This is a genomic window from Actinoplanes sp. CA-142083 (assembly GCF_050942195.1).
Lineage (GTDB): Bacteria > Actinomycetota > Actinomycetes > Mycobacteriales > Micromonosporaceae > Actinoplanes.
Genome location: NZ_CP192076.1, coordinates 7,721,863 through 7,742,466, shown reverse-complemented (window position 1 = coordinate 7,742,466; position 20,604 = coordinate 7,721,863). Strand labels below are relative to the sequence as shown.

Here is a 20,604-nt window from a genome sequence, read left to right as displayed (position 1 = left end):
CGGTGAGTGTTGATCCGTTCGGCAAGGGTGGGCTGCACGAGGCCGAGGTGGTTCTGAAAGCCCACGGCGTCGACGCTTTCTTCCGGGAGGCCGCGGAGCGCACCGGGGACTCGCACGTCGTCATCGACGGGCGCAAGGTGCTGATGGCCGGGTCGCACGACTATCTCGGGCTGTCGACGCACCCGCACGTGGTCGAGGCGGCGGTGCGGGCGGTTCGGCGGTGGGGCACCACCGTGAGCGGATCACGGCCGCTCAGCGGATCGCTCGTACTGCATCGTGAGCTCGAGGACCGCCTTGCCGCCTTTCTCGGGCAGGAGGCCGCGACGCTCACCAACTCCGGCTTCCAGGCCAACCTCGCGCTCTCGTCGCTGATGGGGCGGCACGATGTCGTCTTCGCCGACGCACGGAACCACGCCTCGCTGGTGGACGCGGCGAGGCTCGGCTGGGGACGTGTCCATCGCTACAAGAACCTCGATCAGCTGGGAAAGCAGCTGGCTGACGCGCCGTCGGGCACGGGACGGTTGATCCTCACCGACGGGGTCTTCTCGATGGACGGCGACGCGGCCGACCTGCGCGGGCTGCGCGCGCTGGCCGACCACCACGGCGCCAAGCTGGTCGTCGACGCCGCCCACGACATGGGTGTGCTCGGGGCGCGCGGGCGCGGGCTGGTCGAGCACTGCGGGCTCGACGACCGGGTCGATCTGATCTCGGTGACGTTGTCGAAGTCGCTGGCCTCGATCGGGGCCGCGCTGGCCGGGCCGGCGGCGCACGTGAACTACCTGCGGACCAACGCCCGGCCGATCCTGTACTCCGTAGCGGTGCCGCCGGCCAGCGCGGCGGCGGCCCTGGCAGCACTGGACGTCGTCGAGACCGAGCCCGAGCGGCGCCGGCACGTGCTCGATCTCGCCGAGGGGCTGCACAACGGGCTGCGGCGGATGGGGCTCGACACCCGGCCGTCGACCACCCCCGTCGTACCGGTGCGGTTCGCCGACATGGCCACGGCCGGGGCCTTCTGGGCGGCGCTGTTCGAAGCCGGTGTCTTCACCAACCTGGTCGGGCCGCCCGCGTCGGGCACGGCCATGCTGCGCCTCACTCTCACCGCCAACCACGACGAGACCCACCTGGCGACCGTGCTCGAGGCCTGCGACCGCGCGGCCCGGCAGCTCGGCGTGCCGCGGGTGCCCGATATACCGGAGGTGGCGCTCACCCGGTCGGAGGTAGCATGACGGCGCAGGGCGTTGATGGGGACGAGTACCGCCGCACGCAGCCGATAGAGACCCGGGGACGGTGGAAGCCCGGGGGAGTGCGCGACGGGAAGATCACCCCGGAGCCGCCGGAGGAAAGGCTTGCAAAAGCCGAGTAAAGCCGGCCGCAGACAAAAGAGCGGGCCGGCAACGGCCAAGGAGGGTGGTACCGCGGGGCGGCAGTAGAGCCTCGTCCCTTCGTCGGAGCAACGATGACGGAGGGAAAGCGATGTACCGCCCGGTTCCGGCCCAGGTCGATCTGCCCGCGCTCGATCACGAGATCCTCGGCCTCTGGCGCCGCGAGCGGATCTTCGAGCGCAGCCTCGAGCAGTCCCGCGGACGCCCGGAGTGGGTGTTCTACGAGGGGCCGCCGACCGCGAACGGCATGCCGGGCGCCCACCACATCGAAGCGCGCGTGTTCAAGGACGTCTTCCCGCGATACCGCACGATGAAGGGCTTCCATGTCGAGCGCAAGGCCGGCTGGGACTGTCACGGCCTGCCGGTCGAGCTCGCCGTGGAGAAGGAGCTGGGCTTCACCGGCAAGAAGGACATCGAGGCGTACGGCATCGCCGCGTTCAACGAGCGCTGCCGCGAGTCGGTCACCCGGCACACCGACGCGTTCGCCGAGCTCACCGAGCGGATGGGCTACTGGGTCGACCTCGACGACGCCTACCGGACGATGGACCCGCAGTACATCGACTCGGTGTGGTGGTCGCTCAAGCAGATCTTCGACAAGGGGCTGCTGGTCGAGGACTTCCGGGTCGCGCCCTGGTGCCCGCGCGACCAGACGACCCTGTCGGATCACGAGCTGGCCCAGGGGTACGAGACCGACGTCGACCCCGCGGTGACCGTCCGTCTCCCGCTGACGTCGGGGCCGCTCAAAGACCGCGCGAGCCTGCTGATCTGGACGACCACGCCGTGGACGCTCGTCTCCAACACCGCCGTGGCCGTGCATCCCGAGGTCACCTACGTCGTTGCGACCGACGGCAAGGAGAACATCGTCGTCGCGGAGCAATTGATCCCCGACCACTTCACCGAGACGGGCGAGCGATACACGGGCCGGGAGATGGAGCGCTGGACCTATCAGCCCCCGCTCGACCTGGTCGATGTGCCCGACGCGCACATCGTCATCCTCGCCACCTACGTCACCACCGACAGCGGCACCGGCCTCGTCCACCAGTCGCCGGCGTTCGGTCCGGAGGACCTGGCCAACTGCCGCGCGTACGGGCTGCCGATGGTGAACCCGGTGCTGCGCGACGGCACGTTCGAACCCGAGGTGCCGCTGGTGGGCGGCCTGTTCTTCCGGGCGGCGAACGACCCGATCGCGGCCGACCTGCGCGAGCGCGGGCTGCTGTTCAAGCACGAGCCGTATGAGCACCAGTACCCGCACTGCTGGCGCTGCCACACCGCGCTGATCTACTACGCGATGCCGTCCTGGTATGTGCGGACCACGGCCGTACGCGATGCCCTGTTGCGCGAGAACGAGAAGACCTTCTGGCAGCCGGAGACGGTGAAGCACGGCCGGTACGGCGACTGGCTGAAGAACAACGTCGACTGGGCGCTCTCCCGTAACCGCTACTGGGGTACGCCGCTGCCGATCTGGCGCTGCGACAACAGCCACCTGACCTGCGTCGGCTCACGCGAGGAGCTGAGCCGCCTGACAAATCAGGACCTGTCCGATCTGGACCCGCATCGGCCGTTCATCGACGAGGTCACCTTCGCCTGTCCGGAATGCGCGGAAAAAGCCACCCGAGTGGAAGAGGTCATCGACGCCTGGTACGACTCCGGCTCGATGCCGTTCGCGCAGTTCGGCTACCCGTACGCGAACAAGGATCTTTTTGAGAAGCGCTTCCCGGCGCAGTTCATCTCGGAGGCGATCGACCAGACCCGCGGCTGGTTCTACACCCTGATGGCCGTGAGCACGCTCGTCTTCGACCGCTCGTCCTACGAGGCCGTCGTCTGCCTCGGCCACATCCTCGCCGAGGACGGCCGCAAGATGTCCAAGCACCTCGGCAACATCCTCGAGCCGATCCCGCTGATGGACACGCACGGCGCCGACGCGGTCCGCTGGTTCATGGCCGCGGTCGGCTCGCCCTGGTCGGCGCGGCGAGTCGGGCACACCTCGATCCAGGAGGTCGTCCGCAAGACCCTGCTGACCTACTGGAACACGGTCGCGTTCCAGGCCCTCTACGGCCGCACCGCCGGCTGGCAGCCCTCGCCGGCCGACCCGGCGCCGCAGGACAGGCCGGTCCTCGATCGCTGGCTGCTGTCCGAGCTGTCCGAGCTGGTGGACAAAACAGACGCGGCCCTGGCGAACTTCGACACCCAGGAGACGGGCCGGCTGCTCGCCGCGTTCGTCGACGACCTCTCCAACTGGTACGTCCGCCGCAGCCGCCGCCGTTTCTGGCGCGGCGACCCGGCCGCCCTCGCCACCCTGCACGAGGCGCTGCGCACCGTCACGCTGCTGATGGCGCCGCTGACCCCGTTCGTCGCCGAGCGCGTCTGGCAGGACCTGATCCTGCCGGTCGAGCCGGACGCCGCGCAGTCCGTGCACCTGGCGGCGTTCCCGTCCGCCCGCCCGGAGCACCGCGACGCTGACCTGTCCGCCCAGATGGCGGTTGCGCGCCGACTGGTCGAGCTGGGCCGGGCCGCTCGCGCCGAGTCCGGCATGAAGGTCCGCCAGCCGCTCGCCCGCGCCCTCGCCTCCCACGCCGACCTGCCCGCCGAGCTGCTCGCCGAGATCGCCGGCGAGCTCAACGTCGGCGCCATCGCCCCGCTCCAGGGATCATTCGTCGATTCCACGGCAAAGGCCAATTTCCGTACGCTCGGCAAGCGCTACGGGAAGCGGGTGCAGGAGATCGCCCGCGCGATCGCCGGCGCCGACCCCGCGGTGCTGGCCGCCGATCTGCGGTCCACCGGGACCACGACGGTCACGGTCGACGGCGAGACCGTCGCGCTGGGACCCGACGAGGTCATCATCACCGAGACTCCGCGGGCCGGCTGGGCCGTCGCCTCCGACGCCGGCGCGACCGTGGCGCTCGACCTCGAGCTCACCCCCGAGCTGCTGCGCGCGGGCCGGGCCCGGGAGGCGATCCGCCAGATCCAGGAGGCCCGCAAGGCCAGCGGCCTCGACGTCGCCGATCGCATCGCGCTGGGCTACGCGACCGACGACGCCGAGACCGCCCTGTCGTTGACCGAGCACGCCGGCCTGGTGGCCGACGAGGTCCTCGCCGTTTCGTTCGCCCCCGGAACGCCTACTCAGGACGCCCGGGTCTTCACCGACGAGTCACTCGGCCTGCGATTCTGGCTTCAGATCGCCGGGTCGTCCCAGAACACGTAGACCGCGCCGTAGGGAACCTGCACCGTCTGCCCGGCGGTGCAGGACCCGGCCGGCGCCAGCCCGCCCGACGTGTACAGCCGGTTGATCCAGTCGGCCTTGCTCAGGATCCCCTTGCCGCTGTGGCTGTTCACCTTGAGCAGCAGCTCCAGGATGGCGCCGTCCTTCGGCGGCCCCGACTTGTCGCGCACCGCGGTGACCAGCGAGCCGTCCCGCAGCGACTGCCAGCTCGGCCCGGCGAAGTGGTGGATCCGCCCGCCCGTGCCGATCAGCTGAGCCTCCGGCACCGACGCCCCCGTGTAGGCGCCCGTCGTCGCCCCCTCCGCGACGACGCAGGTGTAGTTCTGCGTGCCCTTGGTGACCACGAAGGCCCCCACCGGGCGTGACCCCGCCGGCGGCTTGATGGTCTCCGGGATGGCCGGGATCGCGACGGAACGCGCGTCCGGCGCCGTGGTGGCCGCGCTGGCCTCGTAGCTCACCGCGCCGATCGCGGCGACGACGACGGCCATGCCGGCCACGGACAGCGCGCGCACGCGCGACCGAGTCGTGCTGAACAATGTGTCCCCCCAGGGTTGTATGGCGGGTCCCTGTTACCCGCCATCCCGTCACACGAGGGAGACGCCGCCCATCGATCGAGATCAACTCCACTATGGCCCGTTCGTACCATGTGGACGGTCCGATCATCGTAGTTTCGACGCCCACTTCAGTGCCGGTCCCACGGTTCCGGTGAGCGCCGCCATCCGGCGCGGGTAGGAGACGACCGCGGGCCGCTTGCGGATGCATCGCATCAGCACGTCCACCGCCTTGTCCGTCGAGATCTTGAACGGCGTGACCGGCGATTTCGCCATCTTGGTGTCGACGAACCCGAATCGCACGACGGTCACCGGCACGTTCCGTTTCCTAAGGGCAAGATCGAGGCCCATCAGGTACGCCGTCAGGCCGGCCTTCGAAGCGCCGTAGCCGGGCGCGTCGGCGGAGATCACGGTGTCGGCGAGGCTGGACAGCCCGATGAAATGCCCGCTCCCGGCGGCCAGCATCCGCGGCAGCATCACCTCGGCGGTCCGGGCCGCCCCGAGCAGGTTCACTTCGAACGCCCGGGTCTGCTCGGTCAGGTCGTCGCCGTCGAGCAGCTCGCCGACGCCCGCCGCGTAGACGCACAGGTCCACGTCGCCGACCTCGGCCAGCTTCGCCGGGAAGCCGGGTGCGGTCACGTCGGCCACGTGGGCCTCGCCGACCGGCGCCGCCCGCCGCGAGAGCCCGACGACCGACCAGCCCTCGCCGAGGAGCCGGCGGGTCAGAGCCAGGCCGATGCCGTCACTGTTGCCCACGATCAAGGCGCGCATGCCGCCCGATCCTAGGCGCCGGCCGCATCTCCAAGCCGACGGCTCGTCTTCGGGCTGCCGGTCGCATCTTCGCGCCGACGGCTCGTCTTTGGGGCGCCGGCGGCGGAGTCCGGCCGGCAGAGTCGCGGCGGATGCGCCCGGTTCAGCGGTCGGCGGCCTCGACGGCGGCGGCGATGGGCTCGAGTCCCGCGATCAGCTCGTCGAGCTCGTCGGCGTTCAGCACGCGGTACGCGGGGGCGGCCAGCTCGTCGGTGAGGGCTTCGACTCGCTCCCTGGTCTGCCGGCCGGCCTCGGTCAACCCGCCGGCGGCGTCCACGAGGCCGCGGTCGCGCAGCCCGTCGACGACGGCGTCCAGCTGCGCCGTCGGCAGGTGGTGGACGCGGCCGAACTCGTGCGCTCTCATGCCGAGGGACAGCGCCAAGAGGACGTGGGCCTCGGTGCCGCCGACGCCGTGCGCGACCAGGGCCGCGGTGTGGCCGTCCCCGCGGTGTTCACGCAGCAGCGTCGCCGCGTGCCAGAGCCTGGCCACCGGCTCCTCGGGCACCGGAAGCGCCCGCAGCCCGGCGTACAGCACTCGGCCCTCGGTCGGCGCGCTGACGCCGGCCCGGGTGGCCAGGTCGGCGGCCCGCACCAAAGCGGGCGACTCGGCGAGCGGCCCGATCAGCTGCCGCAGCGCGCTGGCGCTGCCCCGCTCACGGACCGCGATCGCCTCGCGCGGGGTGACCTTTCCCCAGACCCACGGGATGTGGCGTGCCACCTCGCCGTCGGCGAAGTTGTAGAAGACCGCGTGCACCACCTCGGCCGGCGCCGGCCCCAGCGGGGCGGCCCGGCCGGCGAAGTATCCGTCCCAGTAGTTGCGCGTGCCGATCGCCAGGAACGCCGCGGTCGGCACCTCGGAGAAGGTGATGGTGGCGATCGGCTCGATGAGCTCGAACATGCGGTGGATCTTGGCCGGCGGGTGCTGCATCAGTCGGCATCTCCTGTGGTCGTGACCGCGCCCTCGCCGGCGGTCTCTCTCACTCCGAGGTGAGATCCTCGCGTATGCGTCGTGGATCCTCGACGATGGCCTGGCTCGGGTCGCGCCGGTTGACTGGTCGTACGAGGTTGTTCCGACCAGGACTGTGAGGCGACATGTTCGTACTGCGGGTGACGACGCTGATAGCGGCAACCATGGCCATGGGGCTGGCGGCCGGGGTTTTCGGTCTCTACCAGCACACCATCATGCGGGGTCTGGCGCGCACCGACGACCGTACGTTCGTCGGGGCGTTCCAGGCCATGGACCGGGCGATCATCAATCCCTGGTTCATGACAAGCTTCTTCGGGGCGCTGGTGCTGACGGGCGCCGCGGCGTTCCTCAACCCGGGCAAGCCGTGGATCATCGCCGCGTTCGTCCTGTATCTGGCGGTGGTCATCATCACCATGGCGATCAACGTGCCGCTCAACGACGCGCTCAAGGCCGCCGGCGACCCCGACCGGATCACCGACCTCGCGGCCGTTCGGGAGCGTTTCGACGAGGCGCGCTGGTCCGCCTGGAACCTGGTCCGCACGATCGGGAGCACCGCCGCGTTCGGCTTCCTCTGCTGGGCCCTCGTGGTGCGCGGCCAGACCCGGTAGGCGCCAGATGACGGTCTCGTCAGGCCGGGCGGGCCTGCATCGGCGGGGTGTCGGCCACCGCCCGCCCGCTCGCGAAGGCCCGCCGCACCAGGCGGGCGGCCAAGGGCACCACGCCCAGGCAGGTCGCGCCGATCGCGGTGAGCACCAGCGCGACGCCACCGGTCGCGTCGACGCCCGCCGTCACGGTGCCGGCCACGGCGAACACCCCTACCCACAGCGTGGTGCCGAGCGCCGACCAGCCCAGGAAACGACCGAACGGCATCCGCACGATCCCGGCCATGATCGGCACCACGGCATGGATGACCGCGACGAAGCGAACCGCCACCAGCGCCGAGGCGCCGCGTCCGCGCAGGTAGGCCTCGGCGCGATCGAAGCGCTCGGCACCGATGCGGCGGCCCAGCCGGGTGCCGCGCAGCCGGGCGCCGAAGACTCGGCCCACCGCGTATCCGCAGACCTGGCCGGCCAGGCCGCCGGCCGTGGCCACCGCGACGGCGGCGGCGAAACCGCCCGGCCCGTCGGGCAGCGATCCGGCCAGCATGACCACGGACTCGCCGGGTACCAGCAGCCCGAGCATGAAGGTCATCTCGACGGCGGTGGACAGGAACGTGACCAGCAGGACCATCCAGCCGTCGAGTGTCGACAGCCATGCGACGAAGTCGGCAGCGGCGTTCGATAGGTCGGTGAGCACGTAGTCAGCCTGCCCGCTGCGGCCCCGGCAAACTATCCGGTCAAACCCCGAGAGATCCCTGACTCGAGTTCCTTACGGCCTGATCTTCTCCAGCATGGGCACGTCCTCGGCCGGTGTGGCGAGCAGCAAGCGGGTCAGCACCGTGGCGTGCGCGGCGGGGTCGGGGGCGGCGAGCGGCGCGAGGCGGCGGAGCTGTGCGGCCAGGCGCGGGCCCGGGCCGGAGGCCACCACGATCGCGGCGGAGAGGCGGGCGGCGATCAGCGGGGGCATGCCCGGATCGGCGACCGGGCCGCGGCCGGCGAGGTGAACCGTGGTGAAGCGCGGGGCGCCGGGGTCGCGCAGGAGCGCGCCGACTGCCTCGCCGGGGTCGGGCGGGGTCGGCCACCAGCGTTTCAAGAGCTCGGCGACGCGGGCCCGCTCGGCCGGATCGGGGATGGCGTGGGCGGCGGTCTCGGCGGCGTCCAGGGCGATGCGGATCGACTCGGTGTCGCGGGGGGCGACGATCGACACCGACTCGGCGAGGGTGAGGCCGGCCAGGGCGGCGCCGCCGAGGGGCAGGGCCAGGGCGGTGGCGACGAGCTGAGCGGCGACGGGCACGCCGCCGGGCAGACGGGTGTACGCCTCGGCCAGCGCGGCCAGGTGGCGCTGCTCCGACCCGTACGCGTCGGGAATTGCCTTTTTTGCGGCTTTGTGAAACGCCTGGGCCCGGCGGCGCTCCAACTCGTGCCCGGCGGCTGGGTCTCCCGCCATGTGGATGCGGGCCAGCAGCGCCACCTCGAGGCCATCACGGAACTCTGCCCGGGTGAGCAGTGGCGTCATGCCGCTGACCAGGTCCGCGAGGGCCGGCGTCGCCGTGGCCGGATCCATGTCGTCCCATGATAGTTACTCAGTGTGATCAAGGGTATCGATCGAGTGGTCGGATCCTGTTCCGGAGCCATTCAAGACCCATTTACGGCCGTGAGTGGGAACGCGAGGACGTTGATCTCATGCGTACGAAAATCACCGCCGCTGTTGCCGGCGCCGCCCTCCTCACCCTGGGCCTCTCGGTCCCGTCGGCGGCCGCGGTCGCCGAACCGCCCGTCTACCAGGCCACTCTGGTGCGCACCTACGACGCCTTCGACGCCAACCAGGGCGTCGCCGTCGACAAGAAGTACTTCTACGTGGTCGACAACCGCAGCGTCACCAAGCACGACCGGGCCAGCGGCGAGCCGTTGCTGCAGTTCGTGTCGGACAGTGGCGGCCCGATCATCCACATGGACAGCGGCGTCGTGGCCGGGGACAAGATCTACAGTGCCCACTCCAACTACGACGACTCGCCGATGACCAGCTCGATCGAGGTCTACGACACGCGCACCATGCGCCACGTCGCCACGCACAGCCTCGGCATCGACCGCGGCTCGCTGACCTGGCTCGACCGGCACGATGGCGCGTGGTGGGCGGGCTTCGCCAACTACGACGTGGTGCCGGACGGGCAGACGTCGCCCTATGGGGAGACCTACAACACGCAGGTCGTCAAGATGGATGACCACTTCCGGGTGATCGAGGCGTGGACCATCCCCAAGGCGATCCTCGACCGCTTCAAGCCGATGAGCAATTCCGGCGGCTCGTGGGGACCGGACGGGCGGCTCTGGCTGACCGGTCACGATCTCGGCGAGGCGTACGTGATGACCCTGCCCGCCGCCGGCGCCGAGCTGAACTGGGTCGCGACGGTTGAGCTGCCCGGCGTCGAGGGTCAGGGCATCGCGTGGGACCGCTCCGGGCCGCGGCCGACGCTGTGGACGATCAAGCGCTCGACGAAGCAGGCGCTCGTCTTCTCCGTCCCGTTCGCGTCGATCAAGACGCCGGCCAACACGGCGTGGCACGTTAATGGCCCGGGCGGATTCCAGAAGTGACCAACCGGTGACTACCCCGTGTCGTGCTCCTTCACCTACATTTCGTAGGTGAAGGAGGCGACGATGCCTGGCGACTTCAAGGTGGGCGATCTGGTCACGGTCCTGCCACCGTACGACCGGGATCCGTACATCCTGAATTTCCAGCATTACGGGCGTATCGCCGCGGTCGAGCACCGCGAGAACATGGCCGTCGACCACTACCTGGTCGAGCTGGACTCCACCCTGCCGCCGCGGCGGAAGGTGGGGCCGTTCCCCGCCGGCCGGCTGGCCAAGGGGTGGCGTGATCAGAAGGGTCGCTGGCTCGTCGAGTGAGTCACTATCGCTCTCGAGTAGAGCAGTTGGAAGCCGGCGCGCTGGACGTTGCTCTGCGACGGTGAGCCGGGCCGGGTCGTGACCACGGCGAGGTCGCAGCCGGCCGCGCGGGCATCGGCCAGCCGGGCCGCGAGCAGCGCCGACTGCACCCCGCGCCGCCGATGCTCGGGCAGCGTCGCCGCGCCCGCGAACTGGGCGATGCCGTCACCGGTGACGCGGAGCGCGCCGCCGCCGACCGGCACGCCGTCGCGCCAGGCCAGGTAGCGGACCGCGCCGGCCGAGGTCGCCTGGTCACGCTCGGCCGCCTCGAGCGCCTCCCGCGAGAACTCCTCATGGGAGGTGACGCCCTCGACGTCCTCGTGCAGGAAGGCCTCCACCACCACGTCGAGCCAGGCCCGCAGCTCACCGTCGGGGCTGCGCCGCACCTCGGCGGGGTAGGCCGGGACGTCGGTCAGCCGCCGCCCGAGCACGTTCTCGAAGCCGGCCAGCCGGTAGCCACGCTCGGTAAGGTGCGCTCCGACCGCCGCGTCGCCGAGGGTGGAGAGCTCGACCTGCACCGGGCAGCCCACGCCGGCGAACGCCAGTTCGACGTCGTCGAGATCAGGCACACCGCCGAAGCCCAATCCGGAGACCTTGTTGAAGGGCGAGCCGGCCTCGACGAAGGTCGCCATGCCCCCGCCGACCGGCAGGGTGAAACCGCGGGGGTCGGCGCCGCGGGCCTTGCCGGCCTCGGCGCAGGCGGCCATGAAGGCGGCCTCGGCGCGCTCGATGCGCTCGGCCAGCTCGGTGTCGCAGAAGAGCGCATCCACGAGCGCCGAGCGTAGTGGCCGGGCAAAGCGCTTTGTCTCGCCGCCGCTCGGTCTCGCTATGTGGTGGCAGCTATCGGCTGATGGGATCACGTCCCGCATGCTGGCCATCGATCCCGGCCAGTGGCCCCTTCGTTCACTTTGCGGGACTGCCACTGCTGCTACACCGGAAATATCCGTTTATTTCCGGTCGAAGCTCAACGTGGGCGGCGGAGGATGATGAATTGCCGCAAGCACCGAACAGGAATTCCGCAAGATCTCGGGGCGGGCGGCTCAGGCGCGCGGGCGAGCGGCGCGGGTGGGCCGCTGGGGAGCGACGCGGGAGCGGCGCTGTGGGCGACCGGCGCGGACGGGCGACGCTGGGCAGCTGGCGCACGTGGGCGACGCGGGCGGTGCGGATGGGCGGAGCCGGCGGCGCGGGTGGGCGGTGCGGCGGAGCCGGCGGCGCGGGTGGGCGGTGCGGGCGCGTGACGCGGGAGCGGCGCGGTGGGCGACGCGGGAGTGGCGCGGTGGGCAACGGGGAGTGGCGCGGTGGGCAACGGGGAGTGGCGCGGTGGGCGACGCGGGTGGGGGATCGACCGCGGCCGTGTGCGGGCCGGGCCGTGGCGAGGCCGATGGCTCGGGTGCGGTCAGTTCTTGACGGCGACGCCGCCGGACATCTGGACGTGGGTGTCCTCGATCGCGGCCGCCTCGGCGTCGGGACGCCACCGGTTGACCAGCACCACGCCCGGGTCTACCAGGTCGAGGCCGCGGAACAGGGCCGCCACCTCGTCGTCCGTGCGTTCCTTGGCGGCGATGCCCCGGGCCCGGTAGACCGCCGCCGCCTCGACCGCCTGGGGGTTGTGGGCCGTCACCGTGGAGATGGCCAGGGTGCTGCCGGGCGGGAACGGGGCCAGCAGGCCGTCGATGATGTCGTGGGCCTCTTCCTCGTCGGTGATGAACTGCAGGACCGCTATCAGGCTGATCGACACCGGCCTCGCCGGGTCGATGTTCTGCTTCACCTCCGGCGACGTCAGGATCGCCTCGACGTCGCGCAGGTCGGCGTCGAGGTACGCCGTCGCGCCCTGGGGGTCCGACGTGAGCAGGGCTCGGGCGTGGACCAGGACGATCGGGTCGTTGTCGACGTAGACGATTTTGGACTCGGCGTCGACGGACTGGACCACCTCGTGCAGGTTGGGGGAGGTGGGCAGGCCGGTGCCGATGTCCAGGAACTGCCGGATGCCGCGGGTGGCGGCCAGGTAGTGGGCCACGCGCGCCATGTACTGCCGGTTGGCCCGCATGGAGATGGGCAGGCTCGGTGACGACTCGACGATCGCGGCGGCGGCCTGCCGGTCGGCCTCGAAGTTGTCCTTGCCGCCCAGCAGGAAGTCGTAGATGCGGGCCGAGTGCGGCACCGAAGTGTTGAGATCCACCGGCATGGGAAGAACCTATCTCACGGTGTTCGATCTTCGGAACCGGACGAATCGGGCGTCAGTGGATCAAAACCAGGGGTAATCTGCGCCATGACGGGACGACGTCAGCTCAGCGTTGAGAAAGGACGGTGTCGGCTGTGAAGGTCGGCATTCCCAGTGAGGTCAAGAACAACGAATTCCGGGTGGCCATCACCCCCGCGGGCGTCTACGAGTTCGCCCGGTCCGGTCATGAGGTCTACGTGCAGGCGGGCGCCGGCGCCGGGTCATCGATCACCGACGGTGACTTCAAGGCGGCCGGCGCGGCGATTCTGCCGTCGGCCGACGACGTCTGGGAGACCGGCGAGCTGATCCTCAAGGTCAAGGAGCCGATCGCCGAGGAATATCCGCGCATGCGATCCGGTCAGGTCCTCTTCACCTATCTGCACCTCGCCGCGTCGAAGGAGTGCACCGACGCGCTGGTCGACCGCAAGGTCACGGGCATCGCGTACGAGACGGTGGAGCTGCCCGACCGCTCGTTGCCGCTGCTCGCACCCATGTCGGAGGTGGCGGGCCGCCTCGCCCCGCAGGTCGGCTCGTACCATCTGATGCGCTCCGGCGGCGGGCGCGGCGTGCTGATGGGCGGCGTGCCGGGGGTCTACGCCGCCAAGGTGGTGGTGATCGGCGCCGGCGTCTCGGGCATGAACGCGGCCGCCATCGCGCTGGGCATGCAGGCCGAGGTCCTGGTGCTCGACCGCAACATCGCCAAGCTCCGGGCGGCCGACGCCGACTATCGGGGCCATCTGCAGACGATCGCTTCGAACGCGTACGAGATCGAGAAAGCCGTCGTGGACGCGGACCTGGTGATCGGCGCGGTGCTGGTGCCCGGAGCGAAAGCTCCGAATTTGATCTCCAACGAGCTGGTTAGCCGGATGAAGCCGGGCAGCGTGCTCGTCGACATCGCTATCGACCAGGGCGGATGCTTCGAGGACTCGCGGCCCACCACGCACGCCGACCCGGTCTACCGCGTGCACGAGTCGATGTTCTACTGCGTGGCCAACATGCCCGGCGCGGTCCCGCACACCAGCACCTACGCGCTCACCAACGTCACTTTGCCGTACGCTCTGGAGCTGGCCAACCTGGGCTGGCGCGCGGCGCTCAAGGCCGATCCCGCGCTCGCCCTCGGGCTGAACACGTTCGACGGGAACGTCACCTACGGACCGGTCGCGGAGGCGCACGGCATGCCGGTTCGGCCGACAGCAGAGGTGCTCAGCTGATCATCGCTCGTGCCATCGACGCCTATCTCGACCATCTGACGGTCGAGCGTGGGCTGTCGCGCAACACCCTCGCGTCCTACCGGCGCGACCTGGACCGGTATGCGCGGTTTCTGGAAACCTCCGGGCGCTCGATCCTGAGCGAGGTGCGCTCGGCCGACGTCAGCGAGCACCTCGCGGAGCTGCGCGAGGAGGGGCTGGCGTCGGCGAGCGCGGCGCGGGCGATCAGCGCGGTCCGCGGGCTGCACCGGTTCGCCGTGCGGGAAGGCCTGGTCGCGGTGGACGTCGCGGCCGAGGTCAGGCCGCCCGCGCCGCCGAAGAGGCTGCCCAAGGCGCTGGACGTCGATCAGGTCGAGCGGCTGCTCGCGGTCGCCGACGACACGCCGCTGGGCCTGCGCGACAAGGCGCTGCTGGAGTTCCTTTACGGCACCGGCGCGCGGATCTCGGAGGCCGTCGGGGCGGCGATCGACGATCTCGATCTCGACGGCGAGCCGTCGGCCGTGCTGCATGGCAAGGGCGGGCGCACGCGGGTGGTCCCGGTGGGTGGTTACGCCAAGGCCGCGATCGAGGCTTACATCGTACGGGGAAGGCCGGCGCTCGCCGCCAACGGCAGGGGGACGCCGGCCATCTTCCTCAACGCCCGCGGCGGGCGGCTGTCGCGGCAGAGCGCGTGGACGATCCTGCACCGCGCGGCGGATTCGGTGGGAATCGCCGCCGTGAGCCCGCACACGCTGCGCCATTCGTACGCCACTCATCTGCTCGACGGCGGCGCCGACGTGCGGGTCGTCCAGGAGCTTCTCGGGCACGCGTCGGTGACGACGACGCAGGTGTACACGCTGGTGACAGTGGATCGTCTGCGCGAGGTGTACGCGACCGCTCACCCCCGCGCTCGTTAGACGCTGCGCACCCATAGATGGCGACACGCCGGACGGGCACCCCGATCGCGCCGCGCGCGTGGCGTACAGTCGGGCATCGGCTCCGGCCTTACGGGCCTTACGAGTCGGAAGGGGGCGAGGGCCATGTCGGACAACGGATCGCGGGCGGAGGCCTGGACCTCGACGCTGCGGGAGCAGCAGAACTCGTTGGATCTCGGCGCTGACCTGGGCCCGGCCGACCCCACGGCGTACACGATGCGCCGCCCGATCCCCGAGCCGATGCCGACCGACCGGCACGGCCCCGCGCGGATCATCGCCCTGGCCAACCAGAAGGGTGGCGTCGGCAAGACGACAACCACCATCAATCTGGGCGCCGCCCTGGCCGAGTACGGCCGCAAGGTCCTTCTCGTCGACTTCGACCCGCAGGGCGCCTGCTCGGTGGGCCTCGGCGTCAACCCGCACAACCTCGACCTGAGCGTCTACAACCTGCTCATGCAGGACGACGTGGCCACCGAGGACGTGATCATCAAGACCGACGTGGCCGGCCTGCACCTGCTGCCGGCCAACATCGACCTGTCGGCCGCCGAGATCCAGCTGGTCAACGAGGTCGCCCGCGAGATGGCGCTGGCCCGTGCGCTGCGCTCGGTCCGCAAGGAGTACGACTTCATCCTGATCGACTGCCAGCCCTCGCTGGGCCTGCTGGCGATCAACGCGCTGACCATCGCGCACGGCGTGCTCATCCCGCTGGAGTGCGAGTTCTTCTCGCTGCGCGGCGTGGCGCTGCTGCTCGACACCATCGACAAGGTGCGCGAGCGGCTCAATTTCGACCTCGAGCTCGAGGGCATCCTCGCCACCATGTACGACTCCCGCACCACCCACTGCCGCCAGGTGCTGCAGCGCGTGGTCGAGGCGTTCGGCGACAAGGTTTACCAGACCGTCATCACCAAGACGGTGAAGTTCCCCGAGTCCACGGTGGCCGGCGCCCCGATCCTCACGCTCGACCCGGCGTCGTCCGGCGCGCGCAACTACCGCCAGCTCGCCCGCGAGGTCATCGCCGCCAAGGCCGAACGCGGCTGACCCGTGCTCTTCGCCCTCGGGACGCCGGTGGCGTTCGCCGCCCTCGTCTGCTCGTTCCTGCTGGGCCTCGTGCTGCGCGCCGTCGCGATCCGGGTCGCCGCCCGCCGCCTCGGCTTCGCCCACCGCGGCGAGTCGATCACCCCGCGCCTGCGTGAGGACGTCGACCCGTTCGGCGCGGTGGCGGCCGCGATCGGCGGCATGGGCTGGGGCAAGCAGCTCTCGGTCGACGAGATCCCGCGGCACCGCGGCCGCGGCCGGGCCGCCATGGTCTTCCTGGCCGGGCCGCTGACCTGCATCGTCGTCGGCGAGGTCCTGATCGGGGCGTACGCGCTGGCCTTCCCCGGCGATCTGCTGACCTTCATCGGCCCGGCCGACGTGCTGCTCGGCATCAACCTGCCGGCCGGCCAGGCCATTCTGCTGTCGCTCGGCGTGGGGCTGCTCAGCTTCGGCCTGCTCGCGCTCATCCCGATCCCCCCGCTCGACGGCTTCGGCGTGCTCTACAGCGCGCTGCGCCGCCCGGGCAACGGCATGCAGTGGATGCGGTTGTGGTTCGAGGACAAGAACATCGGTGTGCTGATCTTGTTGATCTGCTGCCTGTTCCCGCTGCCGTACTCGTTCCTGCTGCGCATCGTCGACGCGCTCGGGTTGTTCTTCGTCCGCGTCTGGGGCTGAACCCGCGGGCGGACCTGAACTTGCGGGCGGAGCTGGACCCGCCGGCGCGCCTGAACCCACCGGCGGATCTGGGCCCGCCGGCGGATCAGCTCGATGACGCCGCCGAACGCGAACGACAGGCTTACGCCGACGGCCAGGCCGAGCAGGGGGTTCTCGACGAACGCCGCGCCGCCCAGGAAGCCCAGCCCCGCCGTGTAGGCGGCCCAGGCCAGCGCCGCGATCGCCGAGGCGGGGCTGAACCGGGACAGCGGCAGCCGGGCCGTGCCGCAGGCCAGGTTCATCGCCACCCGGCCGCCCGGCAGGAACCGGGAGGCCACGATCAGCAGCGCGGGCCGGCGGTCGAGGTGCCGGCCGGCCGCGGCCACGGCCCGGCTGAGGTGCTTGGAGCGGCTGATCAGCCGGGGGCCGAAGACGCTGCGGCTGAGACCGTACGCGAGGTGGTCGCCGATGAAGACGCCCAGAGCGGTGGCCAGCACGACCAGCAGCAGGATCGGCGTGCCGGAGTGAGCGAACACCCCCGCGGTCAGCACCGCCGCCTCCGACGGGATCATCGGAAACACGCCGTCGAGGCTGCTCAGCCCGGTCAGCAGCGGGTAGAGCAGCGGCGAGGTCATCAGCGGGTCGACCATAGTCATCAGATCCATGCGCTGAAGCGTGAGCGGGGGACACCGGCCCGGGCATCGATCTTGGGTACCCTGCGGGGTCACTCCCGGGTAGGGGGTCGGATACCTCTCGCGTTGGACGCGGTCCCACCTGTGATCTTGTTAGGGTCGCCGCGTGAGGAAGCGCTCGGGACCCGACCGGAAGCAGCGCCGGCTTCGCCGGCCCGCGCTGTCGCCGGTGCTGTGGTGGGCGGGCACGAGCCTGTTCGCGCTCCTGCTGCTGTTCTTCAACGTGGGAGTGGCCGCGTCGGAGTTCGACGTGTCGCCGGTGGTCGCGCTGGTGGCGGGGTTCGGGCAGAGCGCCGCGCTGGTCCTGATCCTGATCCGGCCGACCGAGGCGACCGCGCTTCAGCTGTTGTCGGTCGCGGTGTTCGCGGTGGCCATCCCGCCCGGCGCCGGACCGACCTGGCCGCTGACGGCGCTGGGCGCCATCATTCTGATCGCGCACATCGGCCTGATCGCCGCCCGCACCGACCGGCGGACGGCGGTGACGACCTACTGGGCGAGCATCCTGGTGCTCCTGCTGGTGATGCTGCTCGATCCGCAGGACCGGTCGGTCTCGGACTGGCTGCCGATCATGATTCTCTACCCGATCTTCGCGGCCCTGGCGCCGGGTGCGGTGCTGCTGACCCGCGGCTGGCGGGAGGTCCGCCGGCAGCTGGCCGACGCGCGGCGCGACGTCGAGGCCGAGCAGAGCCAGCGGGCGGTCGCCGAGGAGCGCACCCGGATAGCGCGCGAGCTGCACGACGTCGTCGCGCACAACATGTCGGTGATCCACATGCAGGCGACCTCCGCGTCGTACCGGCTCAAGAACCTGGACCCGGAGACGAAGGCCGAGTTCGCGCAGATCGCCGCGGGCGCGCGGTCGACGATGCGCGAGATGCGGCAGCTGCTGGCCGTGCTGCGCGACGAGGGCGCGGAGGCCGAGCTGGCGCCGGTGCCGGGCCTGAGCCGGCTGGGGGAGCTGGTCGAGTCGGCCGCGCGGGCCAGTGTGCCGGTCGAGGTGCACGACGCTTCGGGAACCGTCGAGCTTCCGGAGAGCGTCGCGCTGGCCGCCTACCGGATCATCCAGGAGTCGTTGAGCAACGTCATCAGGCACGCGCCCGGCGCCCGTACGAGAATCGATCTTGAGGTTGAAGGTCTTGATCTTGTGCTCTCGATCGTGAACGAGGCGGCGGCGCGGCCCGCCCAGCCCATGGAGGCGCCCGACCGGGCCACCCACGGCATCTCGGGAATGCGCGAGCGAGCGCGGCTGGTGGGCGGAACGTTGGAGAGTGGCGCCCGCGACGATGGTGGCTACCAGGTCGTGGCGCGGTTGCCGATCGGAGGCTACGAGTGATCCGCACGCTCATTGTGGACGACCAGTCGATGATCCGGGTGGGCATCCGCGCGATCCTCGAGTCGCAGGACGACGTCACGGTCGTGGGCGAGGCGGAGAACGGGCAGCTCGGCGTCGAGCGATGCCGCAGCCTGCGCCCCGACGTCGTGCTGATGGACGTCCGGATGCCGGTGCTGGACGGGCTGGCCGCGACTCGGGCCCTGCTCGGCCCCGAACGGACCGAGGGGCACACGCCGCGGGTGCTGATGCTGACGACCTTCGACCTGGACGACTACATCTATGCCGCGCTGCAGGCCGGCGCCAGCGGATTCCTGCTCAAGGACAGCGAGCCCGAAGACCTGCTGCGCGCCGTGCGGGTGGTGGCCTCCGGCGAGGCGTTGCTGGCGCCCAGCATCACCCGCCGCCTCATCGAGAACTTCGTCGAGGCCAGGCCCCGCCAGCCGGCCGCGTCCACCGCGCTCAACGGGCTCACCGACCGCGAGCGCGAGGTGCTGCGCCTGATGGCGCTCGGCCGGTCGAACGCCGAGATCGCCGCGGCGCTGTTCATCGCCGAGCAGACCACCAAGACGCACGTGAGCCGGATCCTGCAGAAACTCGACCTGCGCGACCGCGTCCAGGCCGTGGTCTTCGGCTACGAGACCGGCCTGGTCAGGCCCGGCAACCAAGGGTGATCTTCCCCCGCTGGGGTAGTCACCCTCGAAACGCTGCGGCGTTGAACCGGTACGCAGCGCTGTTCTCGAGGCGGTCGGAGGTGCCGGTATGAGCCCGGAACAGGTCGTCGTACCGGTGGTCTACGGTCAGCAGGTGCCTGAAGACGCTGCTTCGCCGACCCCCGAGGATCTCGCGCAGGTCCCCACTGGGGATGATTCGGGCAAATTTACCGTACGGCTGCAGAACTTCACCGGCCCGTTCGACCTGCTGCTGCAGCTGATCGGCAAGCACAAGCTCGACGTCACCGAGGTCGCGCTGCACACGGTGACCGATGACTTCATCGCCTACATCCGCGCGATGGGCGACGACTGGGACCTCGGCGAGGCCAGCGAGTTCCTGCTCGTGGCGGCGACCCTGCTCGACCTCAAGGCGGCCCGCCTGCTGCCGGCCGCCGAGGTGGAAGACGAGGAAGACCTGGCGCTGCTCGAGGCGCGCGACCTGCTGTTCGCCCGGCTGCTGCAGTACAAGGCGTTCAAGGAGGCGGCGGCGTTCATCTCCGACCTCGAGGGCACCGGCGCCAAGCGTTACCCGCGAGCGGTGTCGATGGAGCCTCGGTATGCGGAGGCGCTGCCCGATCTGGTGCTCGGCGTCGGGGTCGAGCGCTTGTTCAAGCTGGCGCTCAAGCAGTTCACGCCGAAGCCCGGCCCGCCTCAGGTGTCGATCGCGCACATCCACCAGGCGCGGGTCAGCGTCCGCGAGCACGCCCAGCTGCTGCGCGACCGCCTACGGCGGGCCGGGAGCGCCACGTTCAGCCTGCTGGTGGCCGACTGTGAGAACACGCTCGAGGTGGTGGCGCGGTTCCTGGCGCTGCTGGAGCTTTATCGCGAGGGCCTGATCGAGTTCGAGCAGCCGGTGTCGCTGGACGAGTTGACGGTCCGCTGGGTGGGCGGCGACGACGCCGACGTCGAGTTCGACATCGACGACTACGAGGGCAGCAAACCGGATCCCGACCAGGCGGCCGAGCCGCTGCCGGAAGAGCCGGGTGGTTCGGAGCAGGCCTCCGCGGGCAACGATCTCAGCGACGAGGACGACGATCTCGACGACGACGAGGAGCCCGGCGAGGGTTACGGCCTCGACTTGGCCGACGAGTTTGGCGAGGGCGACGATCTCGGCGCCGGCGAGGGTGACGACACGGCTGCGGCCGTGGTGGAGGAACGATCGTGAGCAACGACGAGCAGTCCGAATCGCTTGCGCAGCAGGCGGCCTCCTGGGTGCCGCCGTGGGAGCGGCAGCAGCGGCCGCCCGACCGGGCCTACCAGGCGGCGGCCGAGGCCGAGGCACGCGCGGCGGCCGGCGAAGGCCCTGACGGTGACGATCCGGAGGCGGTCGACCTCGACGACGCCGAGAATGACTTCGATGAGGCCGGGCGG

19 protein-coding genes and 1 pseudogene are annotated in these 20,604 nt (G+C 70.8%); 12 read left to right on the top strand and 8 right to left on the bottom strand.

Going from position 1 to position 20,604, the window contains the following annotated elements; translation table 11 throughout:
* Positions 1-2 precede the first annotated feature (2 nt).
* Together ACQPZX_RS35335 and ileS are read left to right on the top strand one after the other, a co-directional pair.
* Positions 3-1,226 (top strand): aminotransferase class I/II-fold pyridoxal phosphate-dependent enzyme, encoded by a 1,224-nt coding sequence (locus ACQPZX_RS35335; RefSeq protein ID WP_433365168.1) that lies wholly within the window; start codon positions 3-5, stop codon positions 1,224-1,226.
* A gap of 247 nt (positions 1,227-1,473) precedes the next feature.
* Positions 1,474-4,584 carry an isoleucine--tRNA ligase gene (gene ileS, locus ACQPZX_RS35330; RefSeq protein ID WP_433365165.1) on the top strand — a complete coding sequence of 1,037 codons (3,111 nt, stop codon included), beginning with the start codon at positions 1,474-1,476 and terminating at the stop codon, positions 4,582-4,584.
* Here ileS and ACQPZX_RS35325 read toward each other — a convergent pair.
* The 3 genes from ACQPZX_RS35325 to ACQPZX_RS35315 all read right to left on the bottom strand — a co-directional run bounded on the left by ACQPZX_RS35325 (position 4,554) and on the right by ACQPZX_RS35315 (position 6,891).
* The gene (locus tag ACQPZX_RS35325) at positions 4,554-5,114 is read right to left on the bottom strand and encodes a DUF3455 domain-containing protein (protein WP_433365162.1); all 561 of its coding nucleotides are present in this window, start codon (positions 5,112-5,114) and stop codon (positions 4,554-4,556) included. The genes ileS and ACQPZX_RS35325 overlap by 31 nt on opposite strands.
* A 147-nt stretch (positions 5,115-5,261) precedes the next feature.
* On the bottom strand, positions 5,262-5,924 hold the full coding sequence (locus ACQPZX_RS35320) for an SDR family NAD(P)-dependent oxidoreductase (protein ID WP_433365159.1): 663 nt from the start codon (positions 5,922-5,924) through the stop codon (positions 5,262-5,264).
* Between the two features lie 142 nt (positions 5,925-6,066).
* Complete coding sequence (locus tag ACQPZX_RS35315; RefSeq protein ID WP_433365156.1) at positions 6,067-6,891, bottom strand: MarR family winged helix-turn-helix transcriptional regulator; 825 nt, start codon at positions 6,889-6,891, stop codon at positions 6,067-6,069.
* A 164-nt stretch (positions 6,892-7,055) separates the two neighbouring features.
* Here ACQPZX_RS35315 and ACQPZX_RS35310 point away from each other — a divergent pair, with 164 nt between their 5' ends.
* A complete protein-coding gene (locus ACQPZX_RS35310) occupies positions 7,056-7,538 on the top strand; it encodes a DUF1772 domain-containing protein (protein WP_433365154.1) in 483 nt (160 codons plus the stop codon).
* A 19-nt stretch (positions 7,539-7,557) separates the two neighbouring features.
* On the opposite strand, the gene ACQPZX_RS35305 is transcribed toward ACQPZX_RS35310, so the two are convergent.
* Positions 7,558-8,226 (bottom strand): DedA family protein, encoded by a 669-nt coding sequence (locus tag ACQPZX_RS35305; RefSeq protein ID WP_433365151.1) that lies wholly within the window; start codon positions 8,224-8,226, stop codon positions 7,558-7,560.
* A 72-nt stretch (positions 8,227-8,298) separates the two neighbouring features.
* Positions 8,299-9,093, bottom strand: a complete 795-nt coding sequence (locus ACQPZX_RS35300) for a hypothetical protein (protein ID WP_433365148.1) — start codon at positions 9,091-9,093, stop codon at positions 8,299-8,301.
* Positions 9,094-9,212: 119 nt separating this feature from the next.
* On the opposite strand from ACQPZX_RS35300, the gene ACQPZX_RS35295 reads away from it, so the two are divergent.
* Both ACQPZX_RS35295 and ACQPZX_RS35290 read left to right on the top strand, forming a co-directional pair.
* Positions 9,213-10,118, top strand: a complete 906-nt coding sequence (locus tag ACQPZX_RS35295) for a hypothetical protein (protein WP_433365145.1) — start codon at positions 9,213-9,215, stop codon at positions 10,116-10,118.
* A 63-nt stretch (positions 10,119-10,181) separates the two neighbouring features.
* The gene (locus ACQPZX_RS35290; RefSeq protein ID WP_433365142.1) at positions 10,182-10,430 is read left to right on the top strand and encodes a hypothetical protein; all 249 of its coding nucleotides are present in this window, start codon (positions 10,182-10,184) and stop codon (positions 10,428-10,430) included.
* Here ACQPZX_RS35290 and ACQPZX_RS35285 read toward each other — a convergent pair.
* Both ACQPZX_RS35285 and ACQPZX_RS35280 read right to left on the bottom strand, forming a co-directional pair.
* Positions 10,403-11,239 (bottom strand): GNAT family N-acetyltransferase, encoded by an 837-nt coding sequence (locus tag ACQPZX_RS35285; protein WP_433365139.1) that lies wholly within the window; start codon positions 11,237-11,239, stop codon positions 10,403-10,405. The genes ACQPZX_RS35290 and ACQPZX_RS35285 overlap by 28 nt on opposite strands.
* Positions 11,240-11,865: 626 nt before the next feature.
* Positions 11,866-12,654: an SAM-dependent methyltransferase gene (locus ACQPZX_RS35280; RefSeq protein WP_433365136.1), complete on the bottom strand. Its 789-nt coding sequence runs from the start codon at positions 12,652-12,654 to the stop codon at positions 11,866-11,868.
* A 131-nt stretch (positions 12,655-12,785) separates the two neighbouring features.
* Here ACQPZX_RS35280 and ald point away from each other — a divergent pair, with 131 nt between their 5' ends.
* The 4 genes from ald to ACQPZX_RS35260 all read left to right on the top strand — a co-directional run bounded on the left by ald (position 12,786) and on the right by ACQPZX_RS35260 (position 16,522).
* Complete coding sequence (gene ald / locus ACQPZX_RS35275; protein WP_433385596.1) at positions 12,786-13,901, top strand: alanine dehydrogenase; 1,116 nt, start codon at positions 12,786-12,788, stop codon at positions 13,899-13,901.
* On the top strand, positions 13,898-14,794 hold the full coding sequence (gene xerD / locus ACQPZX_RS35270) for a site-specific tyrosine recombinase XerD (RefSeq protein ID WP_433385593.1): 897 nt from the start codon (positions 13,898-13,900) through the stop codon (positions 14,792-14,794). The genes ald and xerD overlap by 4 nt, the downstream gene beginning before the upstream one ends.
* 123 nt (positions 14,795-14,917) lie before the next feature.
* Complete coding sequence (locus ACQPZX_RS35265) at positions 14,918-15,850, top strand: ParA family protein (RefSeq protein WP_378975352.1); 933 nt, start codon at positions 14,918-14,920, stop codon at positions 15,848-15,850.
* Between the two features lie 3 nt (positions 15,851-15,853).
* Positions 15,854-16,522: a hypothetical protein gene (locus ACQPZX_RS35260; RefSeq protein ID WP_433365133.1), complete on the top strand. Its 669-nt coding sequence runs from the start codon at positions 15,854-15,856 to the stop codon at positions 16,520-16,522.
* Positions 16,523-16,761: 239 nt separating this feature from the next.
* Here ACQPZX_RS35260 and ACQPZX_RS35255 read toward each other — a convergent pair.
* Positions 16,762-17,073 (bottom strand): annotated as a pseudogene (locus ACQPZX_RS35255) (DedA family protein); the annotation flags it as partial.
* Between the two features lie 226 nt (positions 17,074-17,299).
* On the opposite strand from ACQPZX_RS35255, the gene ACQPZX_RS35250 reads away from it, so the two are divergent.
* The 3 genes from ACQPZX_RS35250 to ACQPZX_RS35240 all read left to right on the top strand — a co-directional run bounded on the left by ACQPZX_RS35250 (position 17,300) and on the right by ACQPZX_RS35240 (position 20,398).
* On the top strand, positions 17,300-18,523 hold the full coding sequence (locus ACQPZX_RS35250; protein WP_433365130.1) for a sensor histidine kinase: 1,224 nt from the start codon (positions 17,300-17,302) through the stop codon (positions 18,521-18,523).
* A complete protein-coding gene (locus tag ACQPZX_RS35245) occupies positions 18,520-19,194 on the top strand; it encodes a response regulator (RefSeq protein ID WP_433365127.1) in 675 nt (224 codons plus the stop codon). The genes ACQPZX_RS35250 and ACQPZX_RS35245 overlap by 4 nt, the downstream gene beginning before the upstream one ends.
* Positions 19,195-19,282: 88 nt before the next feature.
* Positions 19,283-20,398, top strand: coding sequence for a segregation and condensation protein A (locus ACQPZX_RS35240; RefSeq protein ID WP_433365124.1), 1,116 nt, complete (start codon positions 19,283-19,285; stop codon positions 20,396-20,398).
* Positions 20,399-20,604: the final 206 nt, after the last annotated feature.